The sequence below is a fragment of the Streptomyces sp. NRRL S-646 genome (genome assembly GCF_000720765.1).
Classification (GTDB): domain Bacteria; phylum Actinomycetota; class Actinomycetes; order Streptomycetales; family Streptomycetaceae; genus Streptomyces.
This window is the reverse complement of the sequence record NZ_JODC01000033.1, coordinates 15,646-31,461: the sequence shown is the minus strand read 5'-3', so window position 1 is coordinate 31,461 and position 15,816 is coordinate 15,646. Positions and strand designations below refer to the sequence as shown.

Annotated in this window: 9 protein-coding genes; 5 read left to right on the top strand and 4 right to left on the bottom strand. The window is 70.9% G+C overall.

Annotated features, from left to right (window positions below; all coding sequences use genetic code 11):
- Position 1: 1 nt before the first annotated feature.
- From IH68_RS0145780 to IH68_RS0145770, 3 genes are all read right to left on the bottom strand, one after another.
- Entirely contained in the window at positions 2-997 is a 996-nt protein-coding gene (locus tag IH68_RS0145780) for an alpha/beta fold hydrolase (protein WP_030948908.1), read from the bottom strand.
- Positions 998-2,005: 1,008 nt separating this feature from the next.
- Positions 2,006-2,989, bottom strand: a complete 984-nt coding sequence (locus tag IH68_RS0145775; RefSeq protein WP_030948905.1) for a S1C family serine protease — start codon at positions 2,987-2,989, stop codon at positions 2,006-2,008.
- Positions 2,990-3,089: 100 nt separating this feature from the next.
- Positions 3,090-4,205, bottom strand: coding sequence for a GNAT family N-acetyltransferase (locus IH68_RS0145770; RefSeq protein ID WP_030948901.1), 1,116 nt, complete (start codon positions 4,203-4,205; stop codon positions 3,090-3,092).
- 415 nt (positions 4,206-4,620) lie between these two features.
- On the opposite strand from IH68_RS0145770, the gene IH68_RS0145765 reads away from it, so the two are divergent.
- The 5 genes from IH68_RS0145765 (at position 4,621) to IH68_RS0145745 (ending at position 13,550) form a co-directional block, all read left to right on the top strand.
- Positions 4,621-5,688, top strand: coding sequence for a glycerophosphodiester phosphodiesterase family protein (locus tag IH68_RS0145765; protein ID WP_030948896.1), 1,068 nt, complete (start codon positions 4,621-4,623; stop codon positions 5,686-5,688).
- Positions 5,689-5,854: 166 nt separating this feature from the next.
- On the top strand, positions 5,855-7,297 hold the full coding sequence (locus tag IH68_RS0145760) for a DUF2079 domain-containing protein (RefSeq protein ID WP_107057650.1): 1,443 nt from the start codon (positions 5,855-5,857) through the stop codon (positions 7,295-7,297).
- 64 nt (positions 7,298-7,361) lie between these two features.
- Positions 7,362-10,295, top strand: a complete 2,934-nt coding sequence (locus tag IH68_RS0145755) for a helix-turn-helix transcriptional regulator (RefSeq protein ID WP_051834073.1) — start codon at positions 7,362-7,364, stop codon at positions 10,293-10,295.
- 139 nt (positions 10,296-10,434) lie between these two features.
- Positions 10,435-12,063 carry a S53 family peptidase gene (locus IH68_RS0145750; RefSeq protein WP_030948888.1) on the top strand — a complete coding sequence of 543 codons (1,629 nt, stop codon included), beginning with the start codon at positions 10,435-10,437 and terminating at the stop codon, positions 12,061-12,063.
- 254 nt (positions 12,064-12,317) lie between these two features.
- A complete protein-coding gene (locus IH68_RS0145745) occupies positions 12,318-13,550 on the top strand; it encodes a cytochrome P450 (RefSeq protein WP_030948887.1) in 1,233 nt (410 codons plus the stop codon).
- Positions 13,551-13,675: 125 nt separating this feature from the next.
- Here the strand turns inward: IH68_RS0145745 and IH68_RS0145740 are convergent, their stop codons facing one another.
- The gene (locus IH68_RS0145740) at positions 13,676-15,631 is read right to left on the bottom strand and encodes a potassium transporter Kup (protein WP_030948884.1); all 1,956 of its coding nucleotides are present in this window, start codon (positions 15,629-15,631) and stop codon (positions 13,676-13,678) included.
- Positions 15,632-15,816: the final 185 nt, after the last annotated feature.

Here is a 15,816-nt window from a genome sequence, read left to right as displayed (position 1 = left end):
ATCATCCGCCGAGAGAATCGAGAGAGCCGAGCCAGTCGATCAGCAGCCGGTTGACCTCCTCGGGGCGTTCCTGCTGGATCCAGTGGCCGCAGCCGTCGAGGACGTGGGAGGAGGTCAGACCGGGAAGAGTGGTGGGGTACGCCTTGATCGCGTCCGCCAGCCAGGTGGTGGACGCGTCGAGGGATCCGCCCACGAACAACGAGGGCTGCGCGATGGGGGCGCCGTGGTGGGCGGCCAGGTCCTCCCAGTCGCGGTCCATGTTCCGATAGCGGTTCAGGGCCCCGGTCAGGCCGGTCCGCTCGAACTCCCCGACAAAGACGTCGAGTTCGGGCTCACCGAGCCAGTGCGGCAGGCGGCCTGCCGGAAACCTGTCGCGCAGCGTGCCGCCGCGGCCGACGAAGTGCGGGTCGGGCGCGCCGGGCGCCGGCATGGTGTCGGCGGACAGGGCCGCGTAGAAGCCGGCGAGCCAGCCTCGCACGTCGGGTTCGATCTCGGCCTCGGCCCGGCCGGGGCTCTGGAAGTAGGAGACGTAGAACTCCTCCTCGCCGCCCATCCCCGCGAAGACCTCGCTGGGCCTGGGGCCGCCGGGCGGGGTGTAGGGCACGCTCAGCAGCCCGACCGCGCGGAACACGTCGGGCCGCAGCAGGACCGAGCCGGCGGCAATGGTGGCGCCCCAGTCGTGCCCGACGATCACGGCGGACTGCTCGCCGAGGGCGTCGACCACGGCGATGTTGTCCGCGACCAGGTCGAGCATGCGGTACGCGGCCACGTCCCCGGGTTTGGAGGAGCGTCCGTAGCCGCGGACGTCGAGGGCCACGGCACGGTGGCCGGCGGCGGCCAGGGCCGGCAGCTGGTGCCGCCACGAGTACCAGAACTCCGGAAAGCCGTGCACGAGCAGCACCAGGGGCCCGCTGCCCTGCTCCACCAAGTGGGTACGGCCGGCGGGTGAGGGCACAAGGCGGTGATGGGGGCGGTCGGCGGCGGGGGTCTGCGGCATGGGTCCCTCCCGGGGCGAGCGTGACCGAAGGCGCGGGCGACGATCATGCCGGGTGCGGGACGACGCGGTCGATGCCTGTTGCTGTTTCGGCAAAGCGACAAGGGCGTGCGCCGGGCTGCAAACCCAGATACTGCGCGGCGAGTACGAGTACCGGCCTGCAGGCCCCGTCCTCGGGCCGCAAGCCCGTGCACCGGTCGCCTGGCCGGAACCGGGAGGCGGACTCATGGGGCGCAGGGCCCATTGCCCGGCGACAGGCACCTTCCACGGGCCCTGCGTCCGGGCGCCGGACCGCAAGCGCCCATGCCACGACGAGCGCATGCGCTGGACGGCAGCCCCCTGCACCGGACCGCAAGCCCACGCACCCACACAGCAGGCCAGCGCCAACCACCCGACGCCTCCCGCACCGCAAGGCCCCGGGCACGCAAGCCCCCAAGCCCCTCAACCAGCGCAGGCACCGGACACCACACGCCTCCACCAGGCCGCGAACCCACACACCCCCAAAGCAGGCCAGCGCCAACCACCCGACGCCTCCCCGCACCGCAAACCCCCAGGCACGCAAGCCCCCAAGCCCCTCAACCAGCGCAGGCACCGGACACCACACGCCTCCACCAGGCCGCAAAACCACGCACCCACACAGCAGGCCAGCGCCAACCACCCGACGCCTCCCGCACCGCAAGGCCCCGGGCGCACAAGCCCCCATGCCCATCAACCAGCGCAGACGCCGGACACCGCATGTCTGCACCAAGCCGCAAACCCAGGCGACAGGCCGCAAACCCGTGCGCCACGCCGTGGCAGGCAGCGAACGCCTCGCCAGGCCGCAAGCCCAGGTGCCAGCCGTAGCCGCGCGAGGAGCGCAGGTACCCAGCGGCGGAGGCGAACCGGGCCGCAGAACCAGGCGGCGGACCGCAAGCCCCCGTATCAGCGCGGACGTCGGCTGCTGGGCGCGTGAAGAGGACGGGCATCCGTCGGCAGGCCCGAGCACCGCGGACCGCCGGGATTCTCGGCCGCTCAGTCGTCCGCGAGCAGTTCCACCGGTGTGGCGATCACGTCCACGAGGGCGTCGCCGCGTAGTGCGGTGAGGGCGAGGGGGCGTCCTATCGCGTCCTCGAGCATCAGACGCTGCAGGGCCTGTGCGCTGGTCACCGGTTCGCCGTGGGCGGTGATCAGCAGGTCGCCGTCTCGCAGCCCGGCACGGGCGGCGGGGGACGCGGGTACGACCTCGACGATCCGCAGGCCCGTGCGGCGGCCGGTGCGTGCCCGCAGCAGTGGCGGCAGCGGCGCGGGGGTACCGGCGAGGCCGAGATAGGCGCGGCGGACTCTGCCCTCGGAGAGCAGGGTCGTGATGATCTGGCGGCTGGTGCCGTTCACGGGGATGGCAAGGCCCAGGCCGACGTCGGCGATGGCGGTGTTGATGCCGACGACGCTGCCGTCGGCCGTGGCGAGTGCCCCGCCCGAGCTGCCGGGGTGGAGGGTGGCGTCGGTCTGGACGACGTCGTCGATGACGCGGGTGGCCCGGCCCGCGCTCGCCGGCAGCGACCGGCCCAGCGCGCTGACCACGCCGGCGGTGACGCTGCCGGTCAGCCCGAGGGGGTTGCCGACCGCCACGACCAGCTGTCCCACCCGTAGTGCGTCGGCCTCGCCGAGCCGGGCCGGGGGCGGGGTCGGCCCGTCGGCGCGCACGACCGCGAGGTCGGAGAGCGGGTCGGCGCCGATGACGTGGAAGGGGGTGGTCGTGCCGTCCGCGAAGGACGCCGTACCGGCGTCGGAGTGCCCGACGACATGGGCGTTGGTGAGCAGGAAGCCGTCGTCGGTGAAGACCACGGCGGAGCCGGTCCCCATGACGAATCGGCCTCTGGATCGGCGGTGCGCGACGTTCAGAGCCGCCACCTTCGGCGTGAGTTCGACGGCGACGGAAGTGACGATCTTCGAGTAGGAGTCGAGCGCGGCCTGCTCCTGACGGGAGCGGTCGGGCTCGGAAAGTGTCTCGGCCACGAGTCGACCTTTCCGCTGGCCCAAGGGCGTGCATTACATGCTTACACCCTTGCTCGGACAGACGGACCGGACTTCGCTGCGAGCTGACGTCAGGGTCTGTTCAGCGTGTGCGGGGCCCCGCCGTGCCGGAGTTCGTCGGTCTCGATGTGCGCAGGGTGCCGACCGTCCTCAGCAGGCGGTCGGCGGGTGCGCGCAGCTCGGGGTGGGCATTGACCGTGTTCCGCAGACCGCGCACGGGTCTGCGCCACAGCCGGTGGGCCGCCGCGACCGGGTGGGGGCGGCTGGCGAACCCTTCCGCCACGCGAAGCTCGCGGGTCTTGAGCCAGTCCTTGTACTCCTTGTCGCCGCGCCCCAGGTCCATCAGCGTCACCCCGTGCCGGGCCGCCGCCTCGGCGGTGCGCAGATGCATCATCAGGCCCGGCGAGTAGTAGTGCAGATCGGGGTCGTACGCGGTGAACCATGCGGCCAGCACGGTGCGCGACCTGGGCCCGAAGTGTGCCGCCACCGGTCGGTCGCCCGCGTACAGCACCGACAGCACACCGGTGAAGTGCTCCTCGCGGACCTGGAAGAGATGGTCCACCAGGTCGACGATCCACGGCCGCGAGAAGCGGTCCATCCGGCCCGTCCTGCGGTACTGGGCGGATTTCCACTGCATGAGCCGGCGCAGCATCCGCGGATCGCGCTCGTCGAACTCGAACCGCACCTCACCGACGTCGCGCCCGAGACGGCGTTCCTTCTTCAGCGTCGTCTTGGCCAGCCCGGGGTACGCACCGCGCAGCCAGGTCGCATAGCCGCTCTCGTCGGGCTTCAGATCGACGACCGGGGAGGCGAACATCCCCGTGACATGCCGGCCGAACGGTTTCTGTTCCTCGACGAGATGGTCGAACTCGAAGATGGACAGCCCGCAGGCCTTCAGCAGGTCCTGGGCGTCCCAGGTGACTCCGGGGCGGTGCACCAGCGCCTGGCAGTCGGACAGGCCGAGCCCGATGGCCCGGCCGACGCCGAAGGCGTTGCGCTCGTACGGGAGGAAGCCGACCGGCGCCCCCGCCTCACGCAGGACGGCGATCCGTGTGCCGGCGCGGTACCTGCCGATCCCGAGCGCGAACTCCGGAGCCAGGAAAGGATTGGCGTACTCGGGGGATTCGTCCATCGCCGCATGCCACGCCGTACGCAGCGAGCTGCTCAGTTCGTCGACTCTGTGGGTCGTGACGTCCACGTCAGATCATCCGCCCTTCCACAGGCTCCGCGAGGGACGACCCGGCCGCAGCGCAGGCCGGTAGAGCGTGTGGACCCCTGTTCATTGATCGCATCCGCGACCGCTCCCCCCGTGACGTCCCCCCGCGGCGCGCTGTCCGCGTCCTACCACGTTCTTTGAGTATCAGCCGGTTCCCGGCCGTGTACACGGTCGTTCCGCGGTTGATTCTCAGGTTCCGAACTGTCCGCCGAGGATCAAACGTCGCGAAACAGTACGCATGTTGTCAAGAGTGCCTGCCGCTACAAAACGGCAGCAGAAGAAGTGGTCCTTGCCGCCGCACGTACATTTCACGCCGTCCTCATGTGCGGGCCGTTTCGCCGGGCCGGGGTCCAACTAGCGTCGTGCAGTGGCCCGAACCGACCTGAGTGAGGTTTCGATGTCCGCAAGACACACCCTCGCCGCCCTGGCGCTGGCTCCGGTGCTCGCCTTCCCGGCGGCGGCTCACGCGACGACGTACGACGGCTCCGGCGTGCCGCCCCAGAAGACGCGCTTCGACCTGCAGGCGCACCGCGGCGGCATCGGCATGACGACGGAGGAGTCCCTGGAGGGATTCGGCAAGGCGATGCGTCTCGGAGTGTCCACCCTGGAGCTGGACACCCAGATCACCAAGGACGAGAAGGTCGTCGTCAACCACGACCGGCAGATCAGCGCCCAGAAGTGCCGTGATACCGCGCCCGTCACGCCGGGCGACCCGATGTATCCGTACGTCGGGAAGTACATCAAGGACCTCACGCTGGCCCAGATCAAGACCATGGACTGCGGTTACCAGCAGCTGCCCGGTTTCCCCGAGCAGGAGGTGGTCAAGGGGTTCCGGATGGTCGAGCTGAAGGACGTCCTGAACCTGGTCAGGAGCTATCACGCCAAGCAGCTCAAGCTGAACATCGAGACCAAGGTCGAGGCGGGAGCCCCCGAACAGACGGCGCCGCGCGCGCTGTTCGTGCGCCGGGTCCACGAGGAGATCCACCGCTCCGGCATCGAGCGCCAGGTCACCGTCGAGTCCTTCGACTGGGGCGCGCTGAAGGCGATGCACAAGCTGGCCCCGAAGTGGCCCCTCGTCGCGCTCACGAACTACGACTTCCTTCAGGTCGGACAGCCCGGCGCCTCGCCGTGGCTCGGCGGGATCGACGCCGACGACTACGGCGGCGACTTCGTGAAGGCGGCCGCCACCATCCCCGGTGTCAAAGCCCTCTCCCCCAACTACGGCTTCCCGCAGAACGGCAAGGTCGGCGACCCGGACTTCCGCTTCTACTCCGACCGGACCATGGTCGAGGAGGCTCACGCACGGGGCCTGAAGGTCATCCCGTGGACCTGCGACGATCCGGCCACCGTGGAAGCGCTGATGGACATGGGCGTCGACGGCATCATCACCAACTACCCCAACCACGTCCGGCAGATCATGGCCGACCGGGGCATGCGCCTGCCCAAGCCGTACGAGCCCCGTTGACACAGGCACCGCGCCGGCGCTCCTCGATTCATCGGCCCGGGCGATGCAAGTGATCTACGTCTCAGCGGGTGAACCGGGGGCCGGCCAACTCGGTCACAGCAGATGACGTAGTCATCGAGTGCCCGAGGCGGATGATCCGTGCCGGCTCATAAGGACGCCCCCCACCGTGCCCAACACCCAGCAGGACACCCCCACTTCGCTCCTCCCCGACCCCTCCATACCGGCGCCGGTCGCGTCTCCCCCGCGTGACCGGCGCCCCCGTCCGTCCGGCCGCCGTGATCCCTACCTCCTGGCGACCGCCCTTTTCGCCGCGTACGCGGCCCTGTCCGTCATACGGTACGAGCATCTGGCGACCCGGTCCTGGGACCTCGGCATCTTCGAGCAGGCGGTCCGCGCGTATGCCCATCTGCAGGCGCCGGTCGTCGATCTGAAGGGGCCCGGGTTCAACATCCTGGGCGATCACTTCAGCCCGGTGCTCGCTCTGCTCGCCCCCCTCTACCGGCTCTTCCCCTCCCCTGTCACGCTGCTGGTCGCCCAGGCTGCCCTCTTCGCGCTGTCGGCCGTGCCAGTGACCCGCGCGGCAGCCGGGCTGCTGGGGCGGCCGCGCGGGCTCGTGCTCGGGATCGCGTACGGCCTGTCCTGGGGTCTGCAGCGGGCCGTCGACTTCGACTTCCACGAGATCTGCTTCGCCGTACCCCTGATCGCCTTCAGTCTGGAGGCGCTGCCGGCCCGCCGGTGGCGGCCCGCGCTGTGGTGGGCGCTGCCGCTGGTGCTGGTCAAGGAGGACCTGGGCCTGACAGTGGCGGCCATCGCGCTGGTCGTCGCCCTGCGCTGCCGCCGCTCTCCGCGCCCGCTCGTGTACGCCCTCGCGGTGGCGGTCCTGGCCATCGCCGCCACCCTCGTCACCCTCACCCTCGTCATCCCCTCCTTCAACACCACCGGCGGCTACGACTACTGGACCAAGGTCGACAGCGGCTTCACTCTCTTCGACGGCACAGGTACCAAACTCCGCACCCTGGCCTGGCTGTTGATCCCCACCAGCGGTCTGCTCGCGCTGCGCTCACCCCTGTTCGCCGTGGCCCTGCCCACCCTGGGCTGGCGCTTCTACTCCGCCGACGACCACTACTGGGGCACCGACTGGCACTACAGCGCGGTCCTGATGCCGGTCGTCGCACTGGCCCTCGTCGACGCCCTCGCTCGGGCGCGTGTGAGCTCCCGGCCCTGGCTGCGTTCGTACGCCCAGCACACGCCCGCGGCGGTCGCCGGAGCCGCACTGGCCCTCACGACCACCCTCCCGCTGTCCACGCTCACGGACTCCGCCACCTACGACACCCCCGAAGGCGTCCCCCGCATCGAACGCGCCCTGGCCCGCATCCCAAGCGGCGCGACGGTCGAGGCCGACATCGGCCCCAGCAGCCGTCTCACCTCCCGCTGCCGCGTCTTCTGGATCGGCGACACGCGGGGCATCGCTCCCGACTACATCGCCTTCCACAACACCAGCCAGTGGGTCGGCGACGTCCGGGCCTACGCCCGTCAGCTGCACCCCGATGCCCGTTACGTGATCGACGACGCCGCCTACGGTTACTTCGTCCTCAAACGCAGCTCGTGATCGTCAGGCGCCGGACGTCATTGACAAGCCGGATCCGCCAAGGTTGTCATGTGCACATGCTGCGATGCCCTGGGACCTGCTGCACTCGCCGCGGGTACCGTCGTTGAGCGGGCGCCGCGCGCTGCTCGACGCCGCCCTGGCCGAATTGACGGCCCGCCCCGGAGTGCTCCTCCACGGTCCCGCGGGCATCGGCAGGTCCACGCTCCTGACTGCCCTCTCGGCGTCCCTGGCCGCGCAGGACGAGTCATGCACGGTGTTGCACTGCTCGCCCGCCCAGGAGGACGCCCGGCTTCCGTTCGTCGGCCTGATCGACCTGTTCACGCGGGTGCCGGAGAACTGTCTGGAGGCCCTGGCACCCCAGCCCAGGGCGGCCCTGCGGGCGGTTCTGCTGCGCGGCCCGGAGCCGGCCGACGACCAGGGCCGTCTCGCGGTGCGCGTCGCCGTGGTCGACGTGCTGCGCGCCCTTGCCGCCACCGGTCCCGTGCTGCTGGTCGTCGACGACCTCCAGTGGCTCGACGAGCCCAGCGCCGAGGTGCTCGCCTTCGCCGTACGCCGTCTCGAAGGCCTCGCCGTCCGGGTGGTGGCCGCCGAGCGGGTGGCCGACGGCGAGCAGCCCGAACGGCTGCGCTACTGCCCGCCGGGCACCGTCGAACTGCCTGTGCCGCCCATGGCGGACGGCGAGGTGGCCCACCTCGTGCGCACGGCCATCGGTGCCGATCTGCCGTCGGCGGTGCTGCGCGCGGTCCAGGACACGGCTGCCGGAAACCCGTCGTACGCACTGGAGTTGGGGCGGGCGGCCCCACGCGATGCGGCGTCCGTCGGCTTCGGGCGGGCGCTGCCCGTGTCCCGGAGGCTGCGCGCAATGGTGCTGGACCAGGTGCGTACGCTGCCGAAGACTGTGCGGCACACTCTCCTCGTCGCGTGCGCCGCGGCCCGCCCCAGCCTCACCGTGCTGCGTGCCGCCGGGCTTCCCGACCCCGCCGCGGACCTCGCGGAGGCCGAACGGCTCGGTGTCGGGGCGGTCGACGCCGACGGAACCGTACGTTTCAGCCATCCACTGCTCCGGGCCGCCGTCTGTGCCGACGCCCCCGAGTACAGCCGCCGGCAGGCGCACGCCCTGCTGGCCCGCGCGGTCACCGAGCCCGTGGAGCAGGCCCGCCACCTCGCCCTCGCGCACCCGTACGAGGACGAGGCCACCGCGCGCACGCTGATGTCCGCGGCCGAACTGGCGCGGCGCGACGGCGCACCCGATGCCGCCTTCGAACTGGCCGGGCTCGCCGCCCTGCGCACTCCCGGCGACCGCCCCGCCGACCGGGCAGACCGGCTGCTGGCCGCGGCCGACTACGCATGTGACGCCGGGCAGCTGGAGGAGGCGGGGCAGGCGGCCGAGACCGTGCTCACCGGGTCGGGCTCCGCACGGCAACGGGTGCGGGCCCGGCTGATCCTGCTGCGCAACGCCGGGCAGGCGCTCGGGGGTGCTCGTGACCTGATCGAGGAAGGCCTGCGGGACGCCGCCGGCGACGCGGAGGCCGAGGGCTGGCTGCACCACTGGGCGGCCGTACGCGGTCTGCTGTGCGGGGAGTTGGCGGAGGCCGCCCGGCATGCCCGGCGCGCTGCCCGGCAGGCGGCCCGGGCAGACGACACCGACACCCGGATCGGCGCCCTCGCCACCCTCGCGCGAGTGCAGTCCCTGGCCGGGGAGCCGGCCTCCGCCGGCGCCGCACTCGACGAGGCCCTCAGCCTGGCCGGTGGCGCCGACGCCGGCCCGGAGAGCTGGGGACTGATCCGGATGCGGGCGATTCTCGCCCTGGACTCCGACCAGGTCACCGAGGCCGGGCAGCAGGTCGCCGAACTCCTCGCGGACATCGGCGAGTTCGCCGGGGTCGAGGAGGTCATGGCGACCTTGGTGGCGCTGACCCGTATCCAGGTGCGCGCCGGGCACTGCCGGGAGGCACTGCGCACCGCCGCCCGCTGCTCGCGCGCCCTCGCCGAGACGGGCGTCCAGGCGGCTCCCGCACTGTACGCGGCGGCGCTCGCGGCGACCGCCGGCGGCACCGCCGACGAGGCCCGGCGACTGGCCGAGCAGGCGGTCAGGGCCTCGGAAGCGGACGGCGACCGGCTGTTCCTGCTGCGCGCACTGGCGGTGCTCGGACAGGCCGAGCTGCTCGCCGGCGACCCACGGGGCGCGGCGGCCGCGGCCGAGTCGCTGCACCGCGTCAGAGAACTCGGCGAGGCGATGGGCGCCGCCGATCCGCCGTTGCTGCACTGGTACGGCGACCTGGCCGAGGCCCTGGTGATCCTGGGCGAGACGGACACCGCCGGGGCTGTGCTCCGCGAGGCCCGCACACGGGTGTCCGGCGATACGCCCGGCAGCGTACTGGCGGCTCTGGAACGGGCGGACGGGCTGCGGGAGGCGGGGCTCGGCCGTGCGAAGGAGGGGGCGGTACGGCTGCATGCCGCGGTGGACCGCCTGCGTCAACTCCCCCTGCCCGTGGAGCTGGTGCGCACTCTGATCGCGCTCGGCGCGGTCGAGCGCCGGGCACGCCGCAGGACCGCGGCACGGGCGGCCCTCACCGAGGCACTGGAGACCGCGACACGGATCGGCGCCGCTCCGCTGGCGGCCCGGGCCGGGGACGAGCTGGCGCGGCTGGATGCCGGGGACCGCAGCGGCGAGGCGGGCACGGGCCGCCCCGAACTCACCCCCACGGAGGCGAGGATCGCCGAACTGGTCGGTGGCGGGGCCACCAACCGCGAAGTCGCCGCGGAGCTGTTCATCAGCGTCAAAACGGTGGAAGGCGCCCTGTCACGGGTCTACCGCAAGGTCGGTGTCCGCTCGCGCACCGCGCTCGCCCACGCGATGGCCGTCGCCGTCATCGCGTCCGGTACGGCGGCCGTGAACTTGGGCGACGACGACCAAGTCAGTGTCGGCACACAGGCAGTGACGGCGAGTCAGCCCGTCCGGGTCCGGACGGCCCGGGCGCTCGACACGCGCCGCTGACGTGACATCCGGCGTTCACGTGACATCAGTTGTTAACACGTGAAGCAAGGGTTCCCCCGCTTATGCGGGTGGGGCGGATGTTCCTACGTTGAAGCCGTTCCGCTTCCGGCACACCACCCCCCACCTCCGGAGAACCTCAGTGAAGTCACGTCTGAAACTGCTCGGCCTGGTCACCGTGCCCGCCCTGCTCGCCGCCGCCGTACCCGCCGCCTACGCCGCCGGCACCGCCCAGCCGCACGCAACGCGCGCAGCCGTCACCGGAGATGTCCTCAAGGGACTGAACAAGAACGCCACCCGCACCGGCCACGTCGCCGCCGGAAAGCGCATATCGGTGGCCATCAGCCTGACCCCCAGACACAACAAAGCACTCGACACCTTCGTCGCCAAGGTCAGCGATCCGCGGTCGAGTTCCTACGGCCACTACCTGACGAAGCGCCAGTTCGCGGCCCGCTTCGGCCGGACCGACGCCGAGGTCGCCCAGCTCAAGGACTACCTGCGCGCGCAGGGCCTCACCGTCGGCACGGTCCACTCGGGCAACCTGCTGGTCGACGCCAGTGGCACGGCCGGCCAGCTGGAGAAGGCCTTCGGCACCAAGCTGTCGACGTGGAAGGACTCGGCGTCGGGCCGCTCGTTCTACGCCAACGACACCGCGCCGACCCTGCCGACGTCCGTCGCCTCCCTCGTCAGTGACGTGGCCGGCCTCAACAACCGCCTCACCCTGCATCACCAGGCGCCCTCCACCGTCACCCCGCACAACGGCCCGGGCGGCGGCTACACCCCGGCCCAGCTCAAGGGCGGCTACAACGTCTCCGGCACGTACACCGGCAGCGGCCAGAAGATCGCACTGCTGGAGTTCGACGGCTTCCAGCAGTCCAACATCACCGCCTACGACAACAACTACAGCCTGGGTTCGCCCACGCCGACCGTGCAGAAGGTGAGCGGCGGATCCGGCGCGCTCGGCGACGGGCAGGTCGAGGTCGAGCTGGACATCGAGGTCCTGCACGCGATCGCCCCCAAGGCCAACGTCACGGTCTTCGAGGGCCCCAACTCCGACGCCGGCGAGGTCGACACGTACCAGGCCATCGTCGACAGCGGCATCCCCACCACCTCGATCAGCTGGGGAGCCGCCGAGAGCGCCCGCACCACCTCCAACATCAACGCGGTGGACGCCGTCTTCAAGGCGGGCGCCGCCCAGGGCCTCGGCTTCTACGCAGCCTCCGGCGACGACGGCTCCGACGACGCGGGCAACGGCGGCACCTCCGTCGACTACCCGGCCAGCGACCCCTACGTCACCGGCGTCGGCGGCACCAAGCTGACCGTCACCTCGTCCAACGCCTGGAGCAAGGAGGTGGCGTGGTCCGGGGGCGGTGGCGGCAAGTCCTCCGTCTTCAAGATCCCCAGCTGGCAGACCGCGGTGCAGAAGAGCGCCGGCGGCGGCTTCCGCCAGGTGCCGGACGTCTCGGCCCACGCCAACCCCAGCCCCGGCGTCTCGATCTACTCGCAGGGCTCGTGGTCCTCGGTCGGCGGCACCAGCGCCGCCGCGCCCGAGTGGGCGGCGTTCGCGGCCCTGTACAACCAGCAGGCCGCGGCGGCCGGAAAGGCCAACCTCGGCTTCGCCAACCCGGCCCTGTACTCGGCGAGCGGCACCGGCTTCCACGACATCACCAGCGGCAGCAACGGCGCCTACTCCGCAGCCACCGGCTGGGACTTCACCACCGGATGGGGCTCGTACAACGCCGCGACACTGGCGAGCAAGCTGCTCGGCTGACGCCCGGCGTCTGAAGACGGACCGACAAAGCGCGGGCCGGGATCACTCCCGGCCCGCGCTGCTGCGTACGGCGTGAAGCAGGCCTGGCCGGCCGTCGGTCAGGTCGTCAGGGCGGTGGTGGGCATGGGCAGGTCAATGGGTGCGCCGGGATCCGGCCACATCAATCCCTTGTCAGCCCGCTGACGGGAAATTGTCAGGTAGGTGGGTCTGCATGGCGGCGGCTCCCCTTCCGCCACCATCAGGAGTGACCTGCCATGACCGACGTCCTTGCGGGCGCCGCCGACGAGACGATTCCCGGCTTCCCGATGCCGCGGGCAGCCGACCCCGCGTTCGTGCCGCCGCCGGAGATGATGCGACTGCACGCCGAACAGCCGGTCTCCCGGGTCCGGTTGTGGGACGGCAGCACTCCCTGGCTGGTCACCCGCTACGACGTCCGGAGGGCCCTGTACGGCGACGCGCGTCTGAGCGTCGATCCGAGGCGGTCCGGTTATCCCCACTCCAGCGCGGCCTTCCGGCAGGCCTTCTCCCAGAACCCGCCGTCCTTCCTCAACATGGACGACCCCGAACACGCCAGCATCCGCCGGATGGTCACGGCCCCGTTCACCATCAAGCGCATCGAGGCCATGCGTCCGGCGGTCCAGCGGATGACCGACGACTTCATCGACACCATGCTGGCCGGCCCGAAACCGGTCGACCTGGTGGAGGCCCTCGCCCTCCCGCTGCCGTCGCTGGTGATCTGCGAACTGCTCGGAGTCCCTTACGACGACCACGAGTTCTTCCAGAGCAAGAGCAAGGTGGGCGTGCGCCGCGACGCCTCGCTCGAGGAGTCCCGGGCCGCCACCGGCGCACTCCTGCAGTACCTGGACGAACAGCTCGAAGCCAAACTCGCCGCCCCGGCCGACGACATGCTCTCCGACCTGGCCGCCCGGATGCAGGCGGGCGACCTCACCCGCCACGAGGCCGCCATGCTGGGCCTTCTGCTGCTCGGCGCCGGGCACGAGACGACCGCCAACATGATCGCCCTGGGCGTTCTCGCCTTCCTGGAGCACCCCGAGCAGCTCGCCGCCGTCCGCGACACCGCCGACCCGAAGGTTCTCGCGAACGCAGTGGAGGAGATGCTGCGCTACCTCACCGTCGTCCACAACGGCCAGCGCCGCGTCGCCCTGGAGGACATCGAGGTCGGCGACCGGCTCATCCGCTCCGGCGAGGGCGTCATCATCCCGGGCGCCACCGGCAATTGGGAGCCCGGCGTCTATCCCGACCCGGAACGCCTCGACGTCCACCGCGACGCGCGACGCCACATGGCCTTCGGCTTCGGCATCCACCAGTGCCTGGGCCAGCCGCTGGCCCGCCTCGAACTCCAGGTCGTCTACGGCACCTTGTTCCGTCGCATCCCCACTCTGCGCAGGGCCACCGGGATGGAGAAGATCCCGTTCAAGGACGACGGGGTTGTCTACGGGGTCTACGAGCTGCCGGTGACCTGGTAGCAGCGACCAGTGGTATGTCACATGCCACTACCGGGACTTCCGAGTTGGCTGACGGTGTCCCTGCACGTGATCCACCGGGGAGGCGTACCCGCCGTTCGTGCCCGCGCCGTCGGTAACAGGCGCGGTCACACCTCGATGTGGGACCCCATGATGACCGTGCGGTCGCCCGGCAGGCCGAAGTACTCGGCGGCGTCGGCCGTGATGTAGGACGTGGCGATGAACAGGCGCTTGCGCCACGGGGCCATGGTCCGGGCCTTGCCGCGGCGCAGCTCGATCTTCGAGAGGAAGTAGGACGCCTGATCGAGGTCCAACGGCCCTTCGGTGTCGGCCGGTTCGAGCATCGCCAGGGTGGCGGGTACGTCCGGTGTCTCCATGTAGCCGTAGCGGGCGGTGACGTGCACGATGCCGTCGTCGGCGAATCCCAGGCTGTCGACGACGAGGCGCTGGTCGGCCGGGACGCGGGGTACGGGCTCGGTCTCGATGGAGAGGATCACGACCTGGTCGTGCCGTACGTGGTTGTGCTCGACATTGGCCCGCATGGCCAGCGGCGCGGTCTCCCGACCCCGGTTGAGGAAGACGGCCGTGCCGGGGATCCGGACCGTCGACACCGTCCCGGTACGCAGATCCTCGATGAACTCGGGCAGTGAGCCCTCGTGCCTTGCCCGTTCCGCCGTGACGATTCTGCGGCCGCGCTGCCAGGTCGTCATGACGGTGAACACGGTCAGACCGATCAGCAGCGGCAGCCATGCGCCGTGGACGAACTTGGTCATGTTGGCCGCCACGAACAGCAGGTCCACGAAGAGCAGCAGGGTCGCGCCGGTGGCGACCAGCCAGGTCGGCGTGCCCCATTTCGCGCGGGCGACGTAGAAGAACAGCAACGTGGTGATGGTGATGGTGCCGGTGACGGCCATGCCGAAGGCGAAGGCCAGTGCCGTGGAGCTGCGGAAGGCGAAGACCAGGGTGAGGACGGAGACCATCAGCAGCCAGTTGATCCACGGGACGTAGATCTGGCCGATGGTGGATTCCGAGGTGTGCGCGATGCGCAGCCTCGGCAGATAGCCGAGCTGCGCGGCCTGTGAGGTGACCGAGTACGCGCCAGTGATCACCGCCTGAGAGGCGATCACCGTGGCGGCTGTGGCCAGCAGGACCATCGGCCAGCGTCCCCAGTCCGGCACGAGCAGGAAGAACGGGCTGCTGATGTTCTTCGGGTCGTCGAGGATCAGCGCGCCCTGGCCCAGGTAGCTCAGGATGCAGGCCGGGAAGACGAGGATCAGCCAGGCCCGGGTGATCGCCCGACGGCCGAAGTGACCCATGTCCGCGTAGAGCGCCTCGGCACCGGTCACCGCCAGCACGACCGCGGCCAAGGCGAAGAATGCGGTGCCGAAGTGCCCGAACAGGAAGCTCAGTGCGTACGTCGGTGACAGTGCCCTGAGGATGCTCGGGTGGTCGGCGATGCCCGCGACGCCGCACGCGCCGATGGCCGCGAACCAGGCGATCATGATCGGGCCGAACACCCGGCCGACCGCCGCGGTGCCCCGGCGCTGCACCAGGAACAGGATTACGATGATCACCGCGGTGATGGGCACGACCGCACTGTCGAGCGAGGGCTCGACGACCTTGAGTCCCTCGACCGCGGACAGCACCGAGATCGCCGGGGTGATCATGCTGTCGCCGAAGAACAGCGACGCACCGAAGATGCCGAGCGCAGCCAGTACGACGGCGGCCCGCCCGCCCCGCTGTGAGCTCCACCGCCGCAGCAGGGTGATCAGCGCCATGATGCCGCCCTCGCCCTCGTTGTCGGCGCGCATCGCCAACAGCACATACGTGACCGTCACGATGACCATGACCGACCAGAACACCAGCGAGACCACGCCGTACACGTTCTGCGTAGAGACCGGCACCGGGTGCGGATCGTCGGGGTTGAACACGGTCTGGAGGGTGTAGATCGGGCTGGTCCCGATATCGCCGAAGACCACGCCCAGCGCGCCGATCACGACCGCGAGGCGCACCGAGTCGCGTGCCAGCTGCCTCTGAGCCTCCGGAGGCCGCGCCGACGCGAGCTCCTGCCGACTGTCGGCCATGGTGATCCTCCTTCTCGCGGGCCACCTTGCCCCAGGCCCGTTCAGCAGTGCGGACATTACCGATGCACCCGCCCGACCGCCGATGGAGGGGTGTCGGTTCGGGAGGTTTCGGCGCGGTCGACTCGACGGGGACCGGCAGCTGAAGTGCGAGGTCGGCAGCGTCGACACGCGTACTCTGCGCGGCT

Bases quoted from the DNA above. Each gene is read 5' to 3' on its own strand.
- IH68_RS0145745 (WP_030948887.1), top strand. From the start codon at position 12,318: ATGACCGACGTCCTTGCGGGCGCCGCCGACGAGACGATTCCCGGCTTC.
- IH68_RS0145740 (WP_030948884.1), bottom strand. From the start codon at position 15,631: ATGGCCGACAGTCGGCAGGAGCTCGCGTCGGCGCGGCCTCCGGAGGCT.
- IH68_RS0145765 (WP_030948896.1), top strand. From the start codon at position 4,621: ATGTCCGCAAGACACACCCTCGCCGCCCTGGCGCTGGCTCCGGTGCTC.
- IH68_RS0145780 (WP_030948908.1), bottom strand. From the start codon at position 997: ATGCCGCAGACCCCCGCCGCCGACCGCCCCCATCACCGCCTTGTGCCC.
- IH68_RS0145755 (WP_051834073.1), top strand. From the start codon at position 7,362: ATGCCCTGGGACCTGCTGCACTCGCCGCGGGTACCGTCGTTGAGCGGG.